Raw genomic sequence first — 23778 nt, 5'->3', positions numbered from 1 at the left:
TCCGGAAAGACTGATCAGCTCTTAGCGGAATGCGTGGTCAGATGAGCCGGAATTTGCATTGGATGTAGGTTGAAAAATGACCAAATATATAAACAGGCAAAGAAAGCGTGCTGAAAAGGTACGCTTTACAGAATTGAAAAGGAGGCAACATATGAGTGTGATATTAGAAACCAAGCAGCTTTGTAAGTTTTATGGCGCAGGTGAGAATCAGGTCAAAGCGGTCAATCAGGTGGACATTCAGATTGAGCAGGGAGAATTTGTCGCAATTGTCGGAAAGTCAGGTTCCGGTAAAAGTACATTACTTCATATGCTTGGAGGGCTAGACACCCCGACAAAAGGCAGTGTTACTTTAGCAGGGAAAGATTTATACAGGATGAAGGAAGATGACCTTGCTGTTTTCCGCAGAAGAAAAATCGGATTTGTTTTTCAGGCGTTTAATCTGGTTTCATCTGTTAATGTCTGGGAAAATATTGTACTGCCACTGGGGCTGGATGGAAGAAAAGTGGATGAAGCGTATGTAAATGATATTATTGCAACTCTGGGGATTGAAAACCGGATTTATAATCTGCCAAATCAGTTATCCGGAGGACAGCAGCAGAGAGTAGCAATTGCAAGAGCACTGGTGAATCGTCCGGAAATTATATTTGCAGATGAGCCGACGGGAAATCTTGATTCTAAGACCAGTGATGAGGTAATCGCTCTGCTTAAGATGACAGCAAAAAAATATGGACAGACAATTGTAATGATTACCCATGATGATGAAATTGCACAGGTCGCTGACCGTATTCTGGTAATTGAGGATGGACAGGTGGTAGATTTCAGATGAAGACAATAAGCAGGATTGCATATAGCAATGACAAAAAGAACAAGACAAGAAGTATACTGATTATGATGTCCATATGTCTGACTACGATGCTGCTTGTGATTATCAGTACTGTGGGAAATGGAATGATACGTTTGCAGAAAAGTCAGGCGGCAGGCTCATATGGAAGCAATTATGGTCTGTTTGTCGCAGCAGATGGTACGCAATTAAAAGAAGTGGAACGCAGAGCTGAGATATCTGATATCGGCATCATGTGTACGGAGGGCATCCTGAAAGGAAATGAAAATGGCGGCTTTGTCAGTGCGGATGAAACGGTCAGGAAAATGCTTCCCTATAATCAGGAATATGTGTTGAAGGAAGGTACCTATCCGGAAAAGGCGCAGGAAATTGCCGCAGGACGCGCTTTCTTTGATGCAGTGGGATACCATGATGTAAAGGTCGGAGACACCGTAACATTGGAGTACCGTTCCGGCATGCAGTCGGAATACGCACCGGTGGAATTTACTGTCAGCGGGATTTTATATGACCGGGATGAATATACCATCGAGGCTTCCTATGTTGTATTCGGTTCGCAGGATTTTTATAATGAGCGTGTTGCGGAGGGTGACAGGCAATATAATATCTATTTTACCTTGAGCGATTCTGCAAATGTATCTATGAATAATGTTGCGCCTGTTATAAAAGAAATCGCGGATTCCTGCGGCATTGACCAGAAAAACGTGATCATCAATGACCTCTACCTGCAGTGGGTATTGCAGCCGAGCTATGAAATGATTGTGGTTTGTGGAACCCTGATCCTCGGAATCGTGCTGTTTTCCGTTGTGGTCATTTATAATATCTTCCAGGTCGGGATCACCCAGAAGGTTCAGGAGTACGGAAAAATCAAGGCGCTGGGTGCAACCAGAAAGCAGATGAAGCAGTTGATTTTTCGTGAGGGCATTCTTCTGGCGGTTCCTTCGATACCGCTGGGGCTGCTGTTTGGTTTCCTGATTGCAAAAGTCAGCTTCAACTGGCTGGTGGAGCAGGGAAATCTGGTATCGTCCGGAATCAAGAACCATCAGGTGCCTCTGTTTTCACTGACAATTATGCTCATCTGCATTTTTGTATCGTTTCTTACGGTCGTTTTGGCTCTGCGCAAACCCATGAAAATGGTTTCCCGGATTTCACCCATCGAAGCGACACGGTATCTTGACGGCTCCAAAACGCAAAAACAGGGCAGACGAAAAGGCAGAAAAGATGTCACCGTTTTCTCCATGGCAATGGCAAATGTGACAGGCAATCCGAAAAGAACCATTGCTACGATTCTTACCATGGGGCTTTCCTGTGTATTGTTTGTAATTATCTCTAATTATGTTGGAAATATTGACACGGAGCACGAGGCGCGGATTGCAATCAACCATGGACAATTTGAGTTGCAGCTGGATTATTCCCAGAATTATGATGAAGCCTATTCGGAGAATAATCTGGACACAATCCTACAGAACAACCCACTGAATGATTCAATGATTGAAGAAATCAAAAGCATTCCAGGAGTGACAGATGTCATGACGAGAGAGATTGTCTCTGTAAATCTGAACGGAACAAGATTTCCGGCTGATATTGTGAGTAAAAATGATTTTGATTTTATGCGCCAAGACGGGGATATTGGCTCTATGGACTATGATCAGGCGGTAAAGAATGGTGAAATTTTCTTTGGCTGGTCGGCGTGGATGGAACAAGATGGATATGCTCCGGGTGAATCTATTGTATTTGACTTTGAGAATGGAAGTGAAACCTATACCTATCAGGGAAAGATTGCAGGATCCTTTGTAAGTGCGGACACTTATCTTGTCATTCCGGAAGGTGTATACCGTTCCATGAATCCGAGGGGAACAGCCTATGGCTATCTGTGGGTGGACTGTGATAAAAAAGATGTTGCATCTGTGGAACAGAGTCTGAATACTTTGATTTCTAATACTTCGCATATAAAAATGGATACCTATCATGCACAGTTACAATCTGCAGAATACGCAAGCCGTATGATGAAGCTTGGCTGCTATCTGTTCATGGCAATTGTCGGTCTCATTGGGTTTATGAATCTGGCAAACACCATGATCATCAATATCACCACGAAGAAGCAGGAATACGGTGTGCTGCAAGCGGTAGGCATGACCAATAAGCAGTTGAATCTGAGTTTACAAATACAGGGCTTGATTTTTACGGTTGGCACCATCTGCGTCGCACTTGCTGCCGGTCTGCCCCTTGGCTATGCACTGTTTTCCTATGCGAAGCATAATGGGATTTTTGGAATGAACGTTTATCATGTTCCTCTTATCCCGATTCTTGTTATGATTCTTCTGGTTGGTATTCTACAAATTGTGCTTTCCTGTATTTTAAGCAGTAATCTGAAAAAGGAAACGCTGGTAGAAAGAATAAGGTATCAGGGATAGCAAGTAATATGTAATGAACTAGGTCTTAACGAAGAGGAGAAATAGATAACTTCCATTTTGTATGTATGATAAATCTAAACAGTATTTTAGAAACATTTCCTGAGTGGGGGCAGAAAGTGCCCCCACTTTCACTATTTGGGGGCGAAAAGCGCCACCATATATCATAAATGATGGGTTCAATGGAAAAATCAAAGAAGCATATGAAAAATATGAAAATATTATTTTTTCCGGCTTTAGTACACTTAATTTTATTCTTTCCACAATGGCGGGACTGGCATTGCGGGAAAATGATATCGGTTATGCGAGATTTTTGTCAGGGAAGGTACAGGCAGTTGCACATACATTGGAAATAGGAAAATATAATGAGTATTCGCCAATGCTTGATATTGTATGTGCAGGGAAAGATGTAGAGGGAACATACAAGGTGGTAAAACATCTTCTTGATAATGTGGGTACTATGTATGATTTTATAGCAATCCCCGAAAATAATGCAAAAAATTCAGCACCGCAGAGCGTGAATTACTGCGTCACAGATTTTCGTCGTACCCCGGTACGCCTTCACATCTGTTACTTGCAATTCGCGCTCTGCAGCACTGCCTTTTTTGCATTATTTTCGGGTCTTGCTATAGAAAGTCCGGTTTATATAAGCATATGAAGTTCAGAGATATTGATGAAGCTATATTAGATGGTGTAAAAGAAAAACTTCTTGAAGGATTCAGAAATGAGGAAGAATTCGGCTACATGGCAGGATATGAACCGTGGGAGAAATTAATTTTTGACAGATAAGTTTTTTGAAAACTGTCGTTTGGTAAAATCTATTCCATTTTTAAAAGCCTTGCGATAAAATATGTTCTGTGAGTGCGTGGTTGCACTACATCGGGTCGATATGTAAGAATCCTTGATTTGCGCGAAGGCAACGAGGAGAGTTCCGAAGAAATAACTGGCTGTAAAGCCAGTGTTTATGCGGAATTCGACGACTGCCCGCGAGTCGGGAAGTTTGTAAAACTTCTCGACTTCCGGCACTTTGAGCGACATATGATGTTCTCACAGAGTGATAGAAAAACCTACAAAAAAGCAATTTCAGACGGTGTGAATGTCTCAGTCGTATTGGATGTGGGGTGTGGAAACACATAAAAGTACAATTAATATTTTGAAGTTATTCAATAGAATACGAAGCGTGAAAGACCGTTCATTTTCAAGTAATTGGAGATGAGCGGTCTTTTTCTGTTTGCAGATAACATTGACGTAACTGAGTAGAAGTTATTCTACCGGAAGAACGGAGGTTGTAATGGAAGAGATAAAGAGTATCAGAATAAGCGAGTTAAAGGACTTTAAGAACCATCCTTTTCATGTGCAGCAGGACATAGAGCTGTGTGCCCTTATGAAAAGTATTGAAGATGAGGGTGTGATTGTACCTTTGCTTGTAAGACCGAATCCTGACGGAGAAGGTTATGAAGTGATTGCAGGACACAGACGAAAGGCAGATGCCGGCTGGGCTGGTCTTGCGGAGGTTCCGGCAGTTATAAGAGAATTGGATGATGATCAGGCGATAGTGGCGATGGTAGATTCTGTGCGCCCGTAAGGCGTTTGGGGTGGACACCCAAGCGACGTGGGTCATTATGATTTTGTTTTGAGAAAACAATAAGAAAAATTATCAAGTGTGAAGAACACAGTCTTATCGCCAACAACTAACCTTGAATGGAAACATAAAGGGGACAACAGCACGTTTGTAAAGGCACAAGTCAACAAAGCTTCCAAGTTGCGACTGAGTGTCGAGGTGAAAGGTACTATATGAGGATGAAAGCTAAACTGCTTGAAGGAAAGTCAGAGGCTAGAGCTAACCATCTCCGCACCGAAGGGAAGATGTTACGGTGATGTATTGGCAGATTAGTATTTTGCTGTCTGCAATCTGCGTGATAATCAATGCAAGCTAGCCATAGGTTCATTTGAGGATGCATCTGAAATCAAGGAAAAATTCAGAGTATTTCTCGAGGATACTCTGCATCTTGAGATGTCCGAAAAAAAGACCAAGATAACACATAGTCAAGATAAAGCAAGATTTCTTGGATATGATATCACCACCGCAAAGAACTCAGCGCTTATGCAATCATCAGGGCATACAGAAATGCCTATTCAGGCGGTTGGACAGGAACAACCTGTGCCTGACGATAAGGGTGCTTCTGGGAATATGGATTACACAGAGGAGGATGTGAAGAAGTATCAGATGGATCCTGATATCAATGAGTTGCTGGATTTCAGTTTTTGCGGGGAATGACAGCAGAAGGCTACAAAACATTTATAAATGGAAGTGTTATGGCATCATTTATGGAAGGAATTGTAGCCTCAATTTTAGAAGAAAAAAGTGGTGCCGGATACGGCACGAATTGTAGCCAATTAAATACAGTTATCAGCGTAATTGAAGCCATGTATCTTTGCGAAGGTATGTGGCTTTTTCCTTTTTGCGCTGAGGATAGATTTTTTAACCAGCCCTCGTGCATTTATGTGAGGGCTAAGCCTCGCAGAGCGAAATACACCCATCGCACAAAACTTCGTTTTGTACTCTGTGTATTTCGCCCTTGCAGGGGGCTATCACGCCGGATACGGCGGTGGGTTCGTAAACGGACACCTATATGTCCACTCACATTGGCATTAGAAGTGAAAGAAAGAGTTGCAGGAGCAGATTGCTGTATTGGATAGAAAAGCAGGGAGGATGAAATCAGAGCTTTCAAATGTGCTTCAGGATGCAGACTATGCAAATGCTTCGGAGTTTTATACCGAGCTATTCATGGTTCGTGAGGAGAGGCAAAGGTATGAAGAGGCTTGTAAGGAATGGCAGCAGAAGTGTGTTGAGGTGGAACTTGTAGCGGTGAAGGATAGTAAGTATTTTGGGGACGTAATTCCGATTAGCAGGAATAGAGGGCGATAAAGTAAGGCGATGCTATTAGTGAATCTGATAGCATCTGTGTAACTACATAGTGACAATTTTGCATCTTCGAAGTGGTAGTCTATGCAAAATATCATCGAATTGGATGAAAAAGGAGAGAATTACCGCATCCTTTGGGGTCTGGTAAACGGAGGCAGACCGACCAGTGAGCTGCCGAGTCACCTGATGAACCATGAAGTGAAAAAAGGCGTTACCAATGTTTATCATGCACATACCACGAATGTGATCGCACTGACATTTGTACTGCCGTTGGAGGATAAAGTATTTACTAGAGAACTCTGGGAGATGGCGACCGAGTGCCCGGTTGTATTTCCTTCCGGAATCGGTGTAGTAGGATGGATGGTGCCGGGCGGCCGTGAGATCGCAGTGGCGACAAGTGCCCTGATGAAAGAATATGATGTGGCAATCTGGGCGCATCACGGCATGTTCTGCTCAGGGGAAGACTTTGATCTTACATTCGGATTAATGCACACCGTAGAGAAATCCGCGGAAATCCTTGTAAAGATGCTGTCCATGAGACCGGATAAAAGACAGACAATCTCACCTCAGAATTTCAGAGATTTGGCGAAAGATTTTAAAGTAACTTTACCGGAAAAGTTTCTATATGACAAATAATGTACATATCACATATTTGGCGTATCAGAAGCATGAAGCATGTTTCGATATTCCATAGGCGTACATCCGTATTTCTTGCGGAACAGCTGAAAGAAAAAGCTGGTATTCTGATATCCGACGGCAAGGCTGATATCATTTGTGGAAAGTGCGGTGCTCCTTAACAGTTTTGCCGCCTGAGAAAGCCGCTGTGTCTGGACCAGCTCTTTGTAAGTGATTCCGGTATGCTGGCGGATATAGGCAGAGAGATAGTTTGGGTGCATATTAAAAAACTCAGCTGTAGAAGAAAGGGTACAGTCCGCAAAGTTTGTTTCGATATATCGGAGTATGGTATAAATCTGATCCACTGAGGAGTGATCCAGAACCATACCGTGCTGGAACAGATTGATCATCTCACAGGTGATCAGTGTAAAAAGACTGTCTAAAAAAGGCCCGGATGTTACGGACGGAGAATAAAATTCACAGAGAAACTGGTTGGTAAGATCTGCCAGCCGGTTTTGTTTTTGTTCCGGGGAAAAGACAATATACTTGCTTTCCTGCATCGTGGTGTTCAGAGCCTCAATGAAAAAGTGTGTAAGGTAATTATCCTGAGACAGGCGTTCAAAAAAAGTACCGTTCAGATATTCGCGCGTCAGCAGAAAATTGATGATAATATCATTTTCTGAACATCTTTTGACAGAATGAGGTGCATTCTGGCTGATCAGAACCATCTGCCCGGATTTTAGCCTGAATGTAGTCTTATTTATCGTCATTGTGCAGGCGCCAGAATAAATATAACTCAATTCCAGCCACTCATGGATATGCAGAGGTACGTTTTCAAAACGATCTTGTTTTACAACAGCGAAGTTGTAATAACTCGGAAGAACTTTCTTTGAAAGAAATAAAGAACGCAGATCTTCAAGGTTCGTATCAAAACGGTAACAGGGTGTATCAAACTTACCTCTGGCAACAGGAAATTGTGAATAATCTTTCTTTACACCGTTCAGACGCTGGGTTTCTTCGGGAGTGTGCTGCTTCAGAAATTGATTCAATGCAGATAATGTCATCATATATATTCTCTCCTTTTCAAGATATGAATGAACTGTGATTATAGTCATCAGCAGTTTATTTAACCTGTCTAAAATATACCATATTGGGGGCAAAGGTGTACAGAGTAATCTCGGATATTTATTAAGTTTGGTCGGTAAATCACTTATGTTTCGTTGATGTAATTTTAGTCTGTATAAAGTAAGATGTCAGTAAGAAAAGGAGGCATAGGTTAGGATGAAGATATTTTTTGCAGTAGTGGTGATTGTTTTATTATTTGTAATCGGTGCGACATTATATGTCTATAAAAAAAGTGCCATGTTTTTGCCGGCACTTCTTGGCATCTGCGGATTTCCAAAAATAAAGGAAAGCAGCTATTACGATGAAAACGGACATTTCCGTCCGGGAACGGGGGAGGACAAAGTTGGATTTTTCATGCAGCATCCGGTATTCGGCGGTTTTAAACATATGTTTTTCAATGTGGAGGACAACGTGCTGAAAGCTATTGCGCCTGTAAAGTATAAGGATTTTTTAAAGGCGCCGGGCCGTGAGGAACAATTGGATGCAGCCTTGGAATCTTTCAATTATCTAACCGGACTTGTTGAGAAAGGTCAGGCAAGGCTGGTGTCGGATCTGTATCCTGCGGAAGCAGTGAAGGGTCATCCGTACAGGTCACATCTGACGGGAATGTTTTATCAGGGACAACAGGGAAAACCACTTGCCATTGTAGTTCCGGGAGGCGGATTTATCAGTAATGTAACTGATTGCGAGGGGTATCCTGTGGCGATGAAGCTGCATAAAATGGGATATTCTGTTTTCGTCGTAAGTTATCCGGTCGGCAGACAGCTGGGTGAGACAGAACAGGTAAAGCAGGGACAGGCTGCCGCGAGGGAACTGACACAAGTGATTCGATATCTGACGGAGCATCAAAAACAGTTTTCTGTAAACATGGATGATTATGCCATCTTTGGTTTTTCAGCAGGAGGACTTATGACCACGGCGTATTCATTTGCCAATTATGAGGACTGCTGCCACAAGAATCATCTGCCAAGACCGAAGGTGATCTTCCCTATGTATGGTCTGGACTGGAATATCAAAGCTTTGCAGGAGGACAAGGGACTGGCGGTATTTTCTATCGTAGGGCGGGATGATGAGTTCGGTTTTGCAAATGTGGAAGATAAACTGCCGGAATTAGAGAAGGTACTGGGCAAAGAAAATGTGTCGGTCAGAATCGTTGACGGACTGGGACATGGATTTGGAATAGGAAATGAAACAAAAGTGAAAAACTGGCTTCAGGAAGCAGTCATCTTCTGGGAAGCCCACAGATAGGAACAGATAAGAATTTATTTAAGGAGGATTTCATAATGAGCAGAAACCTGAAAGAATTGATCAGACAGATGACACTGGAGGAAAAAGCAGGACTATGTTCGGGAGCGGATTTCTGGAACACGATGGGAATCGAAAGGTTAGGGATTCCTTCCGTTATGATGACAGACGGCCCGCACGGCTTGCGCAAACAGGAAGGCGCGGCAGATCATCTCGGCCTGAATAAAAGTGTGAATGCAGTCTGCTTTCCGGCAGCCTGCGCCACGGCATCCAGCTTTGACGTGGAACTGATGGAATGTATGGGACAGATCCTTGGGGACGAGTGTCAGGCTGAGAACGTGGGCATGCTCCTCGGCCCTGCAGTTAATATCAAACGCAGTCCTCTCTGCGGAAGGAATTTTGAATATATGTCCGAAGATCCATATCTGACAGGAAAGATGGCGTCAGCATATATCCGGGGCGTACAGTCGAAAGGCATCGGAACCAGTATGAAACACTTCGCCGCGAATAATCAGGAAACAGACCGTATGCAGATATCGTCGGAAGTATCGGAACGGGCTTTCCGGGAAATTTATCTGCCGGCTTTTGAGGAGGCGGTGAAGAAAGCGCAGCCAAAGACTGTGATGTGCAGCTACAATAAGATCAACGGAGTATTTTCTTCAGAGAATAAGAAGCTTCTGACAGATATCCTGCGGGATGAGTGGGGATTTGAAGGATATGTGGTCAGTGACTGGGGAGCTGTAAATGACCGGGTGAAAGGACTGAAAGCCGGTCTTGACTTGGAGATGCCGGGATCAGGAGGATATAATACAAGAAAGATTATTCAGGCAGTGGAGAATGGAGAACTGGAGGAAGAAATTCTTGACAGAACGGTGGAACGCATACTGAAAGTAGTCTTCTCCTACACAGATAACAGGAAAGCGGAGACTGTATTTGACAGGGAAAAGGATCACAAAGCAGCGGCAGATATCGAAACAGAGTGCGCCGTACTTCTGGAAAACAGGGGAGTGCTGCCGCTGAAAAAAGAACAGAAAGTAGTCTATATCGGGGAATTTGCAAAGAAACCGCGATACCAGGGCGGGGGATCGAGTCACATCAATACGGACAGCGTAGTGTCGGCTCTGGAAACTGCGGTGAGAAAAGGCAGGGCAGTGGAGTACGTGAAAGGCTTCTCGTCAGAGCGTGACGAGATGACAGAAGAGGATCTGAAACAGGCGTGTGAAGCGGCAGCGGGCGCAGATGTAGTTGTAATCTTTGCCGGACTGCCGGACAGCTTTGAGTCGGAAGGATATGACAGAACATCCATGGAACTGCCAAAGTGTCAGAATCGCCTTATAGAGGCTGTGGCTGAGATACAGAAAAATGTGGTAGTGGTTCTTCATAACGGAAGTCCCGTAGAAACTCCATGGGCGGAGTCTGTAAATGCCATTCTGGAGATGTATCTGGGAGGAGAAGGCATTGGGGAGGCCAGCGACCGGCTGTTATTTGGGGAGGCAAATCCAGGAGGACGTCTGGCGGAGACGTTCCCATATCGTCTGGAAGACAACCCGAGTTACCTGAATTTCCCTGGAGACGGCAGGACTGTTCTCTATGGAGAAGATATCTTTGTCGGATACCGTTACTATGATGCGAAGAAAGTACCGGTGCGCTGGGCATTCGGCCATGGACTGTCATATACGGAATTCAGCTACAGCAATATGAAACTCTCTTCTGCGGAAATGAAAGATGGAGATATTCTGAAGGTGAGCATTGATGTGGAGAATACAGGGAAGAGGGCAGGAAGTGAAGTGGTTCAACTCTATGTCAGTGACAAGGACAGCACGGTGCCAAGAGCAGTGAAAGAACTAAAAGGGTTTGCGAAAGTATTTCTGAATCCGGGTGAGAAGAAGACGGTTACAATGGAACTTTGCGCGAGAGATTTTGCTTACTACGAGACAAAGATTCACGACTGGTACACTCCGTCAGGTACATATGAGATCCAGATCGGGCATGCCAGCGATGAGATCAGAGAGGCTGCAGAACTTACATTTACTACTGATGTGCTGCTGCCGTTCACTGTGGATATGACCACTACAATGGGGGAATTGATGAACCACCCGAAGACAGCAGGGAAAATGATGGAGTATCTTGAGGGGATATCACAGGGAGAAGAACCTAAGAAAGAAGATGGGGAGGTACAGCTTGTGACTCCGGAAATTATTGCGCAGATGCCGCTGAAATCATTTTTAAGCGCTATTCCGGGCGAAGCGATCGAGCAGATGATCGTGGAGTTAAATGCTCTGTGTCAGTAGTGGGAGGAACGGTTGGCTTATTATTGGATGAAAAAGTATCAGCATGAAAATGAGGAAGAATTATGGGCAAGATTTATGCGGCAAAAACAAATCATATCACAAACCCTTTAGGGTTTTATCTGAAACCGTTGGTATTTTCATGGAAAGTGAAAGGCGGCAGAGGACAGGAACAGAAACATGCAAGGATTGTGATCAGCAAGAACAAAACCTTTACAGATATCTGTCACGACACGGGGGAGGCAGAGCTGGACAGTCTCTCTGCAAGAGTGGAATTTGAACCGCAGCCGTATACAAGATATTACTGGAAAGTTATTGTGACAACAGATGCAGAGGAAGTGATCGAATCAGACACGCAGTTCTTTGAGACCGCCAAAATGGATGAACCGTGGACGGGCAGGTGGATTACCTGTGACAGCAGTCAGGAACGGCATCCGATTTTCTCAAAGAGGATTCGTCCGGCAAAAGAAGTGAAAAGCGCAAGACTGTACATTTGCGGCCTGGGATTGTATGAGGCATATTTTCTTGGGGAAAATAAAGAAAATCCTAAGAAAATCGGTGAAGAGTATCTGACTCCGTACTGCAATAATTATGACCGGTGGATCCAGTATCAGACGTATGACATCACAGAACAGGCAGAACGAGGAGGTGTGCTGTCTGTTCTTCTCGGAAACGGTTGGTATAAAGGCAGGTTCGGTTTCAATGATCCGGAGCGGGAAGCATATTACGGTGACGAGTGGAAGCTGATTGCGGAGATTCACATAGAGTACAAAGACGGAACGAAAGATGTGATCAGTTCTGATGAAACCTGGTCAGTTACAAGAAGCAATTTGTGGTTTTCCAATATCTATGACGGTGAGAGAAGAGATGATACGCTGCCGCCGGTAGAGGAGTCTCCTGCGCGGATCGCAAAGGTTCCGAAAGGCCGGCTTATGGAACGGTTATCTCTTCCAGTTAAGGTACAGGAGGAGATGAAGCCGGCAGAGCTGATCCATACTCCTGCCGGAGAAGAGGTATTTGATCTGGGGCAGGAGATCACGGGGATCTTCCGGCTGCGGGTGCATGAGCCGGCGGGGACAACTATCAGGATTCAGACGGGCGAGGTGCTTCAGGACGGATGTTTCTACAACGAGAATTTAAGAACTGCACTTTCGGAGTACATTTATGTTTCTGATGGTACAGAAAAGGTGATTACGCCTCATTTTACATACTATGGTTATCGATATGTGAAAGTGACCGGGGTTAGGGACCTTTCGTGTGAGGATTTTACGGCGCTTGTTCTTTACAGTGATTATGAGAGCATCGGGGCAATCGAGACAGGGAATGATCTTGTGAACAAATTAATCTCCAATATCGAATGGGGAATGAAAGGGAACTTTCTGGATGTGCCTACAGACTGTCCCCAAAGAGATGAGAGGATGGGCTGGACAGGAGATACACAGGTATTTTCCGCGACTGCAAGCTATCTGGCTGATACCTATGCATTTTACAGAAAATATCTGTACGATTTGTATAAGGAACAGCTGATTGCCGGAGGGATGGTTCCGGAGGTGGTGCCGACCTTCGGTCCGTCGAAATGTTCCTGTGCATGGGGCGATGCGGCCTGTATCGTTCCGTGGAATGTCTATCTGTTCAGCGGGGATGCTGCCATATTGGAACAGCAGTTTGACAGTATGAAGGCTTGGGTGGACTATATCCGTAAGGTGGACGGAGAGCACCACGGATGGAGACATTCCTTCCATTACGGAGACTGGCTGGCGCTTGACCGGGTGGGAGCCGCGGCGGGAAATGTATACGGAGCGACCGATGAAGGCTATATTGCGGATATTTATTATGCGGCAAGCGCGGAGCTTACAGCGAAGGCAGCGGCGGTTCTCGGGCGAAAGGAAGAGGAAAAACAATATCGGGAAATCGCCGAAAAACAATGGCGTGTGGTAAAAGAAGAATATTTTACCCCGACCGGAAGATGCGCGGAAAAGACACAGACGGGTCTTCTGCTGGCTCTGAAATATCATTTGTCAGAGGACGAAGAGCTGACCAGAGAGATGTTAAAGAAACTTTTCCGCGAGAGCAGAAACAAATTGAATACCGGATTTGTGGGAACCTCTCTTTTGTGCAATGTGTTGACCGATAACGGAATGACGGATACCGCCTACCGCCTGCTTTTGAACGAGGAGTATCCGGGGTGGCTGCACGAAGTGAAACTGGGAGCCACCACAGTCTGGGAACGATGGAATTCACTGGATGAAGACGGTAAGATATCCAGTACCGGAATGAACAGTCTCAACCATTATTCTTACGGGGCGATTCTGGAATGGATGTTCCGCCATGTGGGAGGAATCCATCTTTTGGAAGAATCTCCGGGAGGAAGAAGGATTGCAATTTGTCCGAATGTCCATTATGATTTGAGAAGGGCAGAGGCAGTGTATGATTCGGCCGTCGGACAGTATGCATGCAGCTGGGAAATTATGGAGGATAACAGGATTAGAATCAAAATTACGATTCCGTTTGGCGGAGAAGGCGAGGTGCGATTGCCGCATGCTCCGGAGATTCTGTTTGAAGATAAGACAAATCCACTATTCGCAACAGTGGTGAACGGTATTTGTTATATCACTGCAGGAAACTATGAAGTCGTATATGAGGCAACTGAGAAGTTAAAGAAAATATACAGCGTGGAGTCAAAGCTGGAAGATTTGCTGAACCATCCGCAGATACGGGCATTTTTGTCGACGATGACCGAGGTGGATATGATACCGGATGCGGTCTATGGACTGTCGTTTCGACAGGTGGCGGAGATGTTTTCCGGACCGATGGATGAAGGGCAGACAGAGATGTTGAATACAGCATTATCACAATATTAACGAGGAGAGAACAAATGAGTGAGAAGAGTAAAAAACAAAAGGTTAGTATCGTGGAAAAAATGGGCTTATTTATGGTATGTGCGGGAAATATTCCACTGATGGGATTATTGTCAGGATTCTTTATGATTTACTATACGAATGTGGTTGGTCTGGAACCGGCAGCACTGGCGACCCTGTTTTTAATATCCAAGGTGGTGGATGGAATCAGCGACCCGATTATGGGATATTTTCTGGACAAATTTCCGGTAACAAAAATGGGAAAATTTCGCCCTATGATTATTCTGGGAACAATCATCTGTGTTATAAATTATATTTTACTGTGGTTTGGCGCAGTCTGGATTCCGGTCGGAAAATATGTGATTGTGTATGTGACGTATCTGCTGCTGGGCTGGACGTTTGATATTATGGATATCTCCAAGAACAGTTTGCTCCCGGTCATGAGCGCGGATGACAAGGAGAGAAACAGTTTGTCACTTTTCAACGCGTTGGGAACAATGATAGGTAGCGCGGTACTGGCTGTGGCAGCACCGATTCTTGTGGCGGAAGGAACGTTACAGAACTATTACGTGTTAATTTTCGGTTCCATGGCCATGGTGTTGGTTTTATCTATTGCAGGGGCTCTTTGTGTAAAGGAAAGAGTAGCTTTTGAAGGAAAAAAAGAAGAAAGTTATACATTCAGGGAATTGTTACAGTTTTTGCGGTATAAACCTGTCTGGGCACTGTTTTTAGTGGCACTGGTAGTCGGGGTGGGCAGTAATATAGCAGGAGGAGCCGGCGCTTATTTTTACACATATATATTGGGTGATATGACGCTTATGTCAGGGGTGTCACTTGTTTCAATGATAACTGCTCTGGTGGGAATTTTCCTTGGACCAATTCTGGCAAACCGGTTTGGAAAGAAACAGATTTTTGTAATGGCAATCGTCGTATCCATCCTGTTTTCCGCACTGCGTTTGATTGATGTGAGATCTATGCTTTTGATCTATATTAGTACAGTGGCAGGAGGTGTGGCAGGCGGATGTATAGCACCGCTGACAACCAGTATACAGGCAGATAATACTACTTACGTGCAGTATAAAACCGGAAAACGTGCAGAAGCGGCGATCGCATCGCTTACATCTTTTATTACAAAAGTGGCGCAGGGACTCGGAGGAGCGATTCCGGGGTATGTATTGGCAGCTACAGGTTTTGTTACCGGCTCGGTTGCCCAGCCGGAGAGTATCAATACAGGAATTATCCTCTGCGTACTGATACTTCCGACTATCCTGACTGCCGCAGGGGCGATTCTTTTTGGTACACAGTATACGTTGGATAAAAAAGCAGTAGAGGAAATGCACACGGCAATCGCAGCGCGCAGCAATAAGTAACATATTGAAGGAGAATGCGATGGAACTGTCAAGATTAAAAGTAAACAACCACAGCGACGGATAACACCGGTGATACCGCCACCGCCACATCCTCCTTTGAAACAGGTTTTATGAAAAGGGAGTGGAGTGCGCAGTGTTGTTTGAAACGAGAATTGAGTATGAAGACGGCACATTTGAGACAGTTCTCTCTGACGATAAGTTGAAAGTTGCCGATGGTACAGTATGGTGAACCTGTGCGGCCGGTGAAAGAAGTGGAGGCGGTCGGTATGGAGGTAAGCCCAAAGGGAGAGACCATTATCGATTTCGGTCAGAATCTGGCAGGTGTACTGCGGGTAAAGGTGGATTTGCCCGCAGGAACAAAGTTGATACTAGATCACTTTGAGACCAAGGATTCTCAGGGGAATTATTTTAATAATATAGCTGGTGCTGACATGACAGGTCATACACAGACGGATGTATATATATCTAACGGGAAACCCGCAGAGTACAGACCGCATTTTACATATCATGGTTTCCGCTATGTGAGAGTGATATGTGATGCTCCGGTAAAGCCGGAAGATTTTACGGCAGTGGCGCACGCAGGACAATTTTGGGCAAGAGATAAGGAGGAAAAGAACATATGAAAATTCTGGCAATGATAATGCTCGTGCTGCTCATTTTAGCAGTCGGCTTTGTGGGGTATGTTTATAAGAAAAATGCGATGTTTCTGCCGGCACTGTTTGGCATCGGCGGTTTTCCGAATATAAAAAAGAAAGATTATTATCAGGCAGACGGAACATTCCGGAAAGCGGAAAAAGATGATAAAATGGCATTTTTTATGCAGCATCCGGTGTTTGGCGGCTATAAGCATATGTTTTTTAATGTTGAGGATAACGTGTTAAAAGCGATTGCCCCGGCAAAATATGCAGATTTTCTAAAAGCGCAGGGCAGAAGTGATCAGATGGAAAATGCACTGGAGGCTTTTAATTACCTGACCCGGCTTGTGGAAAGTGGAGAGGCGCAGTTGATTTCCGATATTAACTCGAAAGAAATGATAGAACAGAATCCATATCAGTCTCATTTGACCGGAATGTTTTACAAAGGAAAGCAAGGAAAACCGTTGGCGGTGGTCGTTCCCGGAGGTGGATTTATCAGTAATGTGACGGACTGCGAGGGATATCCCGTGGCAATGAAATTACACAAGTTGGGGTACTCCGTATTGGTAATCAGTTACCCGATTGGCAAACAGCTGGGAGAAACGGAACATGAAAAACAGGGGCAGGCAGCGGTCAGGGAGCTGGTGCAGGTAATCCGTTATCTGAAGGAGCATGAGCAGGAACTGTCTGTGGATATGGATGACTATGCGATATTCGGTTTCTCGGCAGGCGGCATGATGACTACGGCATATTCCTTCGCAAATTACGAGGACTGCTGTCACAAAGTAAAACTGCCGAGACCGAAAGTGATTTTCCCGATGTATGGTCTGGACTGGAATGTGAAAGCGCTTGAGCAGGATAAGGGACTGGCGGTATTTTCCATCGCAGGGCGCGAGGATGAATACGGATTCGGAAATGTAGAGAAGAGACTTCCGCAATTGAAATCCGTGTTGGGTGAGGACAATGTGTCTGTACGGATTTACGATAATCTCGGACATGGATTTGGTATTGGTTCCAATACCATAGTACCTCATTGGTTTGAAGAGGCAGTGGAATTCTGGGAGGCACATCGGAAATAATTTTTTCAAGAACAGGAAGAGTGAATTTTGAGAGGTCAAGTGTTTTATAAAATTATAAAACATCTGACCTTTTTTAAAGATGTTGGGGTCAAAAGCCCCCAACTATGATGCCTACGGATTGTTCCGTGCTTTGCACTCCCACAATCCTCCCAATTATTCGCAGAGTAGTCTCGGAAACTCAATAAATAATTGATATAATTCAGAGAGTATTCCAGCAAATCAGTAATACAGTGGTTTGCGAGCGGAGGAGATGATGTTTAGAAGAGCTGCAGTAAAAAAAGACATGGTAAGCAGCCATCTTGAATGAGAGCTGAAACAAACGCTATTGGGGAAAGAGTCCGCTTATATGTTGGATAGTTATCCATGGCAGAATCAAGGCACATATTTGATATGTGCAGGTCGGGCATGTGTTTTTCAAATTCATGGAAAGCTACCAGAAAACTGACAGAATCATGTCTTTTGGCACTGGTAAACCGCAAAAGGAGTGGAATATCAACGTGTAGTGAATGGCGCACAATTCACGAGAAATGACAATAGTTTTTTGGAAATTTGCTGAAAAAATTTAAAATCCCTCTCTGAAAATGGGAGGAAACGAAAAAAGTAACAAGTACAAAAAGAGCGGAGATTCGGGTTTTATGGAGTTTCCGAGACCGTTCTGAAATAGATAAGGAGGAAAAAAACATGGGTAAGTACAAAGGGCTGTTCTGGCCGGCAATCTTAGGCGTCAAGCATATGCCGAAGGTAAAGGAATCGGAGTTTTACAATGTCGCGGGAGGGTTCCGCAGGGCTACGATCAATGACAAGATTGCGTTCTTCCTGCAGCATCCCGTATGGGAGGGCAGGCCGGAGCTTTTTATGAAGACCGGGTCGCCAAAGGAAATATATGCCATGTCAGGCATGAGCGTCCATGGTTTGTGCAATCTTATCGGGCAGCCCGCACAGGCGCAGAGCATCGTGGATGGTTTCAACTATGTCGTGGAGCAGAAAGGGCTGAAAAAGGTGCATTTCATCAGCGGGCTTTATGCGGAGGATGAGGTAAGGCGTGATCCCGACAAGGGAAAGGTACAGGGGATCCTGTTCCAGGGGGAGCCAGGGAAGCCCGTGGCTGTGCTGATTGCGGGCGGCGGGTTTGACGGCGTAGCCTCTTATTTGGAGAGCATCCCGGCAGCCATGGAGCTGCACAGGAGGGGATACAGTGCGTTTGTGCTGGTCTACCGTGTGAATGTGGAGCTGCATGAAACCGAACCGCAGGCCAAGGGCGGGGAGGCATCCAAGGATGTGCTGCCGGCGGTAAGGTATCTGATAGGGCATCAGGCAGAGTACGGCTATACGATGGACGGCTTTGGTATGTTCGGGTTCTCCGCTGGAGGCCTGATGACGACAGCCTACGCATTTTCTGATTATAAGGACTGCTGCCATAAACATAATCTGCCAAGGCCCGCCGCCATCTTCCCCATCTATGGCCTGCACTGGGAGCTTAAGGTTCACGAGGAGGACAAGGGGCTTGCTATATTTTCCAGGGTCGGGCGGGATGACCCTACCGGTTTTGCGGCCGTGGAGAAGATCATCCCGGACATCAGGAAAGCGCTGGGGCAGGAAAATGTCGATATCGTCATGTATGATAAGCTGGGTCATGGCTTTGGCCTGGGGATAGATACTGCGGCAGAGGGCTGGCTGCGGGATGCAGTCGCATTCTGGGAGGAGCATCGGAAATGTTGATTTGCTCTTCACGGATTTCAACTGTTGTTTGTGCCGCGGTGCGGCATGTCCAAAAGCGTGGGAGAACAGGAGAAATGACAGTATGGGACAGGTAAAAAACAATGATTCTTTTTTGGGCAAGGCTGAAAAATTAAAGCCTGTGCTGAAGCACAGGATGCTCCGGCCGGTGGGCGTTGTGTCCTTTGAGCGGAAAAAGGCGGACAGCGGGGCGGATTTCTGGAATACGGTGGGAATTGAGCGGTTGGGGATCCTCTCCGTTATGTTATCGGACGAGCCTCTCGCATATCGTGGGATTGTCATCCCACTTTTAGGCTCATATTGGGGCGGGTCCCAAGGCCTTTCATCCACTTATGAGCAAGCTCATGTGGATTTAGACCTTTTGACCTTGGCATCATGACATTACCTGATTTGGGGCTCCCTTTGCGCCATGCCTGCAGTCAGTCCGGAAAGAAAAAGTGGCAATGCCTGTTTCAGACTGTTTTCCACTGCATCTACAATCTGTTTCACAAAAAGTTCTTCCCGTTCTCTTGTTTCCAGATAAGGATCAGCCCGTGTGCGGTAGTAGCGGTCAAAATAATCTACCAGTGCAAGAGAGATTACCTGACTGTAAGATTTAAAATCCTGCCTGTCCATTGTCTGTAAATATTCCCAGGCTCTCCGCTGCTGTTCTTTGTCCAGATTAAAACGCAGGTTTGTGTTGCGGATATTGTTCTGCATGGTTTATCCCCTCCTTTTCAGGCTCATATAAGCAAGAGATTCGTAACCTTTAGCGGTGGCGCAGATGTCATCAATGATGGTGACTCGTGATTTGTCATACGTTCCGAAGTTACGGAACAGGCATCCACCGCCGCCAACCACATACAGGCGCATCAGGTCAGGATTGTATTCATATTTGCGGAGCGTGGAAAAAAGTTCTGCCACATACTGTCTGGCAATAGAACTGATACAATCCAGATATGGTGCTGAAATGTCAGCTGTTCCAAACCGCAGAATCTGTTCTACTGTGGATTCTTCAATTTTCACTCCGAATTTGTCCAGAACAGCGTTCTTTGCAGCAATCATGCATTGGTTTACACCAAGTTTTTCTGTCCAGCATCGGCTCTCCTGCGCTTTCTTATTGTTGATATACAGAATGTTCATGGTTCCGTTTCCGATATCTGCAAGGAGATAGGTTCCCTTGAAATCTCCAAGTTGGTTTACGATAGCCGGATACCCCTGTGGGTAAAGGCTGCATCCCACAAAGTGGAGATGATACTTTTTGCTGTTAAAAAGGTAACGGACTTCTGGATTCTGGAGCAGATAGGAACGAAAAGCTTCTCTTTGAGTTCAGATCCATGTCAGAGGGAGTCCGGCAGCCAGATGAACATCTGCTTCACGGATGGAAAAGACATTCAGTTCCCTTGCAATAGCCATTAGCGTCAGAAGATAATATTCTTCGTCCATAGCTTTATCCGGGATAAATTCTTTGTGTCCTTCGCCAATCCGGTAGTAAATGCCGTTATATTCCAGAATATTCCCGGTGAAGATTGGTTCGGTTTCATAGGCTTTGATGCCGGTTGGTGTGACGATGTTTGCTGTTTTCATATTGCCGTAGCCATGATCTACAGCAATGATTTTTGTGTTTCTGAGTTCTCGCATAAAAAATACCTCCGTTTTCGTATTGATTGATTCAACAGGTCGTACCGGTGTGGTACTGCTCTGCTGCGAGATAAGCATACGAAGATCGGAGGAAAAAGGCATTGAGGGGAAATTGAGTCAGAAATTGAGTGAATGTTTGGAAAGTTGTAAAATTGAATTTCCATTTTGGTAAAGAATTACCACAGTAATTATGAGGAGATAACGTGAATGAAAAATATAGTGATTGGGTATCCGGCAAATTTGATTCTTAAAAGTAGCATTTTTAAATGCAGCAAATTTTTATTATAAAACATTACTTTACAAGAAGAATAAAAAAGCATATAATTCTTTAATAAAATATTTAATAAAAGAGGATGAGAAAACGGAAAATAAAGATAAAAGAAATATAACAAGAAAAAAAATAATTAATTATGTGCTGAACAATCATGTCACATCCAAGGCAGAAATCGCAAAAGAGTTAAACTTGAGTATGCCGACTGTATTAGCAAATGTGAATGACTTGTTAGAAAAAATGGTGTTGGAAGAAACTGGGGAATATGCTTCGACCGGTGGACGGAAGGCAAAAAGTATAGGGATTAATAAGTCGTACTGTCATGCAATGGGAATTTTGATTACAGCGAATCATATAGAAATGGTATTAGTAAATCTTGGAGATGAGATTATAAAAAAGGATCGCATCCGTTTAAAATTTACGGCAGAATTATCCTATTGTACAGAGGTGGCACAAAAGGTCAAAACTTTTCTTGAAGGCGAATTAGCGAAGGATACGCTACTTGGGATTGGAGTGGCGATTCCAGGAATCATTGATCAGAAAGAACAGATCGTTTTAAAATCTCATGCTTTAGGCATAGAGAATTATAGTCTGCGTTTTTTAGAGCAGGCTCTGGAAATTCCAGTATATTTTGAAAACGATGCTAATGCTGCAATGCTTGCAGAAAAAAAGCAAAAGTATCCAAATGCGATATATCTGTCTTTGAACCACACCTTAGGAGGTGCATTCTGCATAGATGGAAAGCTGTTTCGAGGGCAGAACCAGAAAGCAGGGGAGTTTGGTCACATGATACTCGTTCCCGGTGGAAGAAAGTGTTATTGTGGTAAATCAGGATGTGCGGATGCATATTGTGCTGCAAGTGTACTGACACAAGATAACAGGCAGTCACTGGATGCATTTATGGAAAAAATTGAAAGTGGTGACGAAAAAATTTTGCAGACATGGAATGAGTATCTGGATCATCTTGCTGTTTTGATATCAAATCTGCGGATGGCATATGATATGGATATCATACTAGGAGGTGATGTGGGAGGGGTATTGTCAGATTATATGATACCACTGGGAGAAAAAGTGATGGCATATAATGGCTTTGAGCATGATGTTTCATACTTGAAAAATTGTTCGTATAAGAAAGAAGCGTCGGCTGTTGGAGCCGCGAAATACTTTTTTACAAAACATATGGTAGAATTGTAATTTTTTTGAACGCAGATAAGCAGTCCACCGCATCTGGTGCGTAGGGAATTAAGCGTTGGGTAAGGGGATGTTTAGTCTGTTGGAGTTAAAAACTCCCACTGACAGGTTGCAAAGCGAATGCGATGTCCGATTTATATGTGTGAAAAACGAGAAGTTGTGTAAAATTAGAAAAAGATATTATAGTAAAAAACGGAAAGAAAACAGTAACTACGGTTTCCTTTCCGTTTTTGCGTGTTGATTGTGAAAAATACACAAAAAATGCATCTTGAAAGTAAACGGTAGAACCTGAGTACCTTTTTATTTACTTCAAGTTATGCCATAATCATACTCAACAAAATAACATAGTCAAAAAAGTTTAGTACTTAACTTTTTTAACTGACTATGATTCAGAGGGGGAATCTTATGGCTACGCAAACCAGCCTTGTAGCTCAGCAGGTCAGAATCCGACAATGGGCAGAACAGATCCGGAATTGTCAGAATCGTCCCAAAGGGATGGATGTTGAAACCTGGTGTACCCAAAATAATCTTACAAAAGCCAACTATTATTACCGTCTCCGGCGTGTCAGGCAGATATACCTGGATCAGATGCAGGACACAGAAACCACTGCTTTTGTGGCACTGCCCGCACCTGCACCAGATCCAAAGAAAACAGATACTCCAAAAGAATCCGGTACATGCATTTCAGCAGGAACTCTGCCAATGATCCGTATTAAAAATACCAAGGGACTGTCAGCTGAGATATTTTCCGGTACTTCACTGGAAATGCTCTGCCATCTCATAAAGGCTTTTACCCATGCTGAATGATGCAGATGCTTCCGGATTTAAAAAGGTGTATCTGGCGATGGGATTTACGGATCTTCGTCGTGGGATCGATGGACTGGCAACGATCGTACGCTTTCAGTTTAAGCTTGATCCTTACGACAAAAATACACTGTTTCTTTTCTGTGGAAGAAGATGTGACCGGATCAAAGCACTGCTCTGGGAAGGCGATGGTTTTCTCCTTATGTACAAGAGACTCGATAATGGTGCATTCCGTTGGCCCCGTTCGGCAGATGAGGCAATGGCGATCACAGACGACCAGTACCGTATGCTGATGCAGGGACTGGAGATCGTTGCACGCCATCCGATCTCTGAGCTGAAAGAGACACCCCGCATTATGTAGCCTGTGCAAAATGCCGAAAATAAAAAAGTACCAAAACTGTAAAAATGATGTGTATCAACCGGATGAAAAAGGTTATCCACAAACAGTCTTTTCTCATTCCATTTGTTATCGTGTGAATAGAAAAACTGTTGTGGATAATACATCTGAAAAGCTGTAAAACAACGGCTTTCCAGATGTATTATCCACCGTCATTATGACGAAAGCCCATATCTGAAGGATTGGCGGAAATACAAAAATTCTGTTATAATCGGAATCAGTATAAAGACAGGAGTTCCGGTTATGACGATCAAGTACACAAAAGAACAACTGAATAAGTTTGATAAGGATCTGCTGATAGAGCTTTTTCTTGGGATGCAGGGACAGATGGAAGAATTGTCCAGGCAAACGCAGGCCTTAAATGACAG

20 protein-coding genes and 2 pseudogenes are annotated in these 23778 nt (G+C 44.4%); 19 read left to right on the top strand and 3 right to left on the bottom strand.

The window, feature by feature from the left end; all coding sequences use genetic code 11:
- Positions 1–151 precede the first annotated feature (151 nt).
- From DW915_RS15145 to rhaD, 8 genes and pseudogenes are all read left to right on the top strand, one after another.
- On the top strand, positions 152–826 hold the full coding sequence (locus tag DW915_RS15145; RefSeq protein ID WP_118742417.1) for an ABC transporter ATP-binding protein: 675 nt from the start codon (positions 152–154) through the stop codon (positions 824–826).
- A complete protein-coding gene (locus DW915_RS15140) occupies positions 823–3252 on the top strand; it encodes an ABC transporter permease (protein WP_118742416.1) in 2430 nt (809 codons plus the stop codon). The genes DW915_RS15145 and DW915_RS15140 overlap by 4 nt, the downstream gene beginning before the upstream one ends.
- Positions 3253–3355: 103 nt before the next feature.
- A complete protein-coding gene (locus tag DW915_RS16185; RefSeq protein ID WP_243033849.1) occupies positions 3356–3907 on the top strand; it encodes a hypothetical protein in 552 nt (183 codons plus the stop codon).
- A complete protein-coding gene (locus DW915_RS16265; protein WP_264472181.1) occupies positions 3904–4038 on the top strand; it encodes a hypothetical protein in 135 nt (44 codons plus the stop codon). Before DW915_RS16185 ends, DW915_RS16265 begins: the two co-directional genes overlap by 4 nt.
- 502 nt (positions 4039–4540) lie before the next feature.
- On the top strand, positions 4541–4834 hold the full coding sequence (locus DW915_RS15120) for a ParB N-terminal domain-containing protein (RefSeq protein ID WP_055267517.1): 294 nt from the start codon (positions 4541–4543) through the stop codon (positions 4832–4834).
- Positions 4835–5263: 429 nt separating this feature from the next.
- Positions 5264–5527 (top strand): hypothetical protein, encoded by a 264-nt coding sequence (locus DW915_RS16180; protein WP_055267519.1) that lies wholly within the window; start codon positions 5264–5266, stop codon positions 5525–5527.
- 414 nt (positions 5528–5941) lie between these two features.
- Positions 5942–6178: a hypothetical protein gene (locus tag DW915_RS15110; RefSeq protein WP_118700810.1), complete on the top strand. Its 237-nt coding sequence runs from the start codon at positions 5942–5944 to the stop codon at positions 6176–6178.
- Positions 6179–6268: 90 nt separating this feature from the next.
- Positions 6269–6811, top strand: a pseudogene (gene rhaD, locus DW915_RS15105) (rhamnulose-1-phosphate aldolase); the annotation flags it as partial.
- Between the two features lie 8 nt (positions 6812–6819).
- Here the strand turns inward: rhaD and DW915_RS15100 are convergent.
- A complete protein-coding gene (locus DW915_RS15100; RefSeq protein WP_158581077.1) occupies positions 6820–7857 on the bottom strand; it encodes an AraC family transcriptional regulator in 1038 nt (345 codons plus the stop codon).
- A 214-nt stretch (positions 7858–8071) separates the two neighbouring features.
- Between DW915_RS15100 and DW915_RS15095 the strand changes: the two genes are divergently transcribed.
- The 8 genes from DW915_RS15095 (at position 8072) to DW915_RS15815 (ending at position 19506) form a co-directional block, all read left to right on the top strand.
- Positions 8072–9163 (top strand): alpha/beta hydrolase, encoded by a 1092-nt coding sequence (locus tag DW915_RS15095; RefSeq protein ID WP_055267525.1) that lies wholly within the window; start codon positions 8072–8074, stop codon positions 9161–9163.
- 35 nt (positions 9164–9198) lie between these two features.
- Complete coding sequence (locus DW915_RS15090) at positions 9199–11451, top strand: glycoside hydrolase family 3 C-terminal domain-containing protein (protein ID WP_118742414.1); 2253 nt, start codon at positions 9199–9201, stop codon at positions 11449–11451.
- Positions 11452–11513: 62 nt separating this feature from the next.
- Complete coding sequence (locus DW915_RS15085; RefSeq protein WP_118742413.1) at positions 11514–14309, top strand: alpha-L-rhamnosidase; 2796 nt, start codon at positions 11514–11516, stop codon at positions 14307–14309.
- 14 nt (positions 14310–14323) lie between these two features.
- On the top strand, positions 14324–15676 hold the full coding sequence (locus DW915_RS15080; protein ID WP_055267537.1) for an MFS transporter: 1353 nt from the start codon (positions 14324–14326) through the stop codon (positions 15674–15676).
- A gap of 266 nt (positions 15677–15942) precedes the next feature.
- Positions 15943–16299 (top strand): family 78 glycoside hydrolase catalytic domain, encoded by a 357-nt coding sequence (locus tag DW915_RS15075; RefSeq protein ID WP_010782296.1) that lies wholly within the window; start codon positions 15943–15945, stop codon positions 16297–16299.
- Positions 16296–17390 carry an alpha/beta hydrolase gene (locus DW915_RS15070; RefSeq protein WP_055267539.1) on the top strand — a complete coding sequence of 365 codons (1095 nt, stop codon included), beginning with the start codon at positions 16296–16298 and terminating at the stop codon, positions 17388–17390. The genes DW915_RS15075 and DW915_RS15070 overlap by 4 nt, the downstream gene beginning before the upstream one ends.
- Before the next feature lie 888 nt (positions 17391–18278).
- Positions 18279–19109 (top strand): alpha/beta hydrolase, encoded by an 831-nt coding sequence (locus tag DW915_RS15060; RefSeq protein ID WP_147326096.1) that lies wholly within the window; start codon positions 18279–18281, stop codon positions 19107–19109.
- An 82-nt stretch (positions 19110–19191) separates the two neighbouring features.
- Positions 19192–19506 (top strand): hypothetical protein, encoded by a 315-nt coding sequence (locus DW915_RS15815; RefSeq protein WP_010782299.1) that lies wholly within the window; start codon positions 19192–19194, stop codon positions 19504–19506.
- 2 nt (positions 19507–19508) lie between these two features.
- Here DW915_RS15815 and DW915_RS15055 read toward each other — a convergent pair whose 3' ends face one another.
- Both DW915_RS15055 and DW915_RS16495 read right to left on the bottom strand, forming a co-directional pair.
- Positions 19509–19826: a hypothetical protein gene (locus tag DW915_RS15055; RefSeq protein ID WP_010782300.1), complete on the bottom strand. Its 318-nt coding sequence runs from the start codon at positions 19824–19826 to the stop codon at positions 19509–19511.
- Positions 19827–19829: 3 nt separating this feature from the next.
- Positions 19830–20747, bottom strand: a pseudogene (locus tag DW915_RS16495) (ParM/StbA family protein).
- A 331-nt stretch (positions 20748–21078) separates the two neighbouring features.
- Here DW915_RS16495 and DW915_RS15045 point away from each other — a divergent pair.
- The 3 genes from DW915_RS15045 (at position 21079) to tnpB (ending at position 23374) form a co-directional block, all read left to right on the top strand.
- Positions 21079–22212: an ROK family transcriptional regulator gene (locus tag DW915_RS15045; protein WP_330422707.1), complete on the top strand. Its 1134-nt coding sequence runs from the start codon at positions 21079–21081 to the stop codon at positions 22210–22212.
- A 402-nt stretch (positions 22213–22614) separates the two neighbouring features.
- The gene (locus DW915_RS15040; RefSeq protein ID WP_118742411.1) at positions 22615–23016 is read left to right on the top strand and encodes a hypothetical protein; all 402 of its coding nucleotides are present in this window, start codon (positions 22615–22617) and stop codon (positions 23014–23016) included.
- Positions 23006–23374, top strand: coding sequence for an IS66 family insertion sequence element accessory protein TnpB (gene tnpB / locus DW915_RS15035; protein WP_009243734.1), 369 nt, complete (start codon positions 23006–23008; stop codon positions 23372–23374). The genes DW915_RS15040 and tnpB overlap by 11 nt, the downstream gene beginning before the upstream one ends.
- Positions 23375–23778 lie beyond the last annotated feature (404 nt).

This window comes from Blautia sp. AM42-2, assembly GCF_003480245.1.
Taxonomy (GTDB): Bacteria; Bacillota; Clostridia; order Lachnospirales; family Lachnospiraceae; genus Fusicatenibacter; species Fusicatenibacter saccharivorans.
Note: the sequence above shows the minus strand (reverse complement) of the source record. Positions and strands in the feature narration are given on the sequence as shown.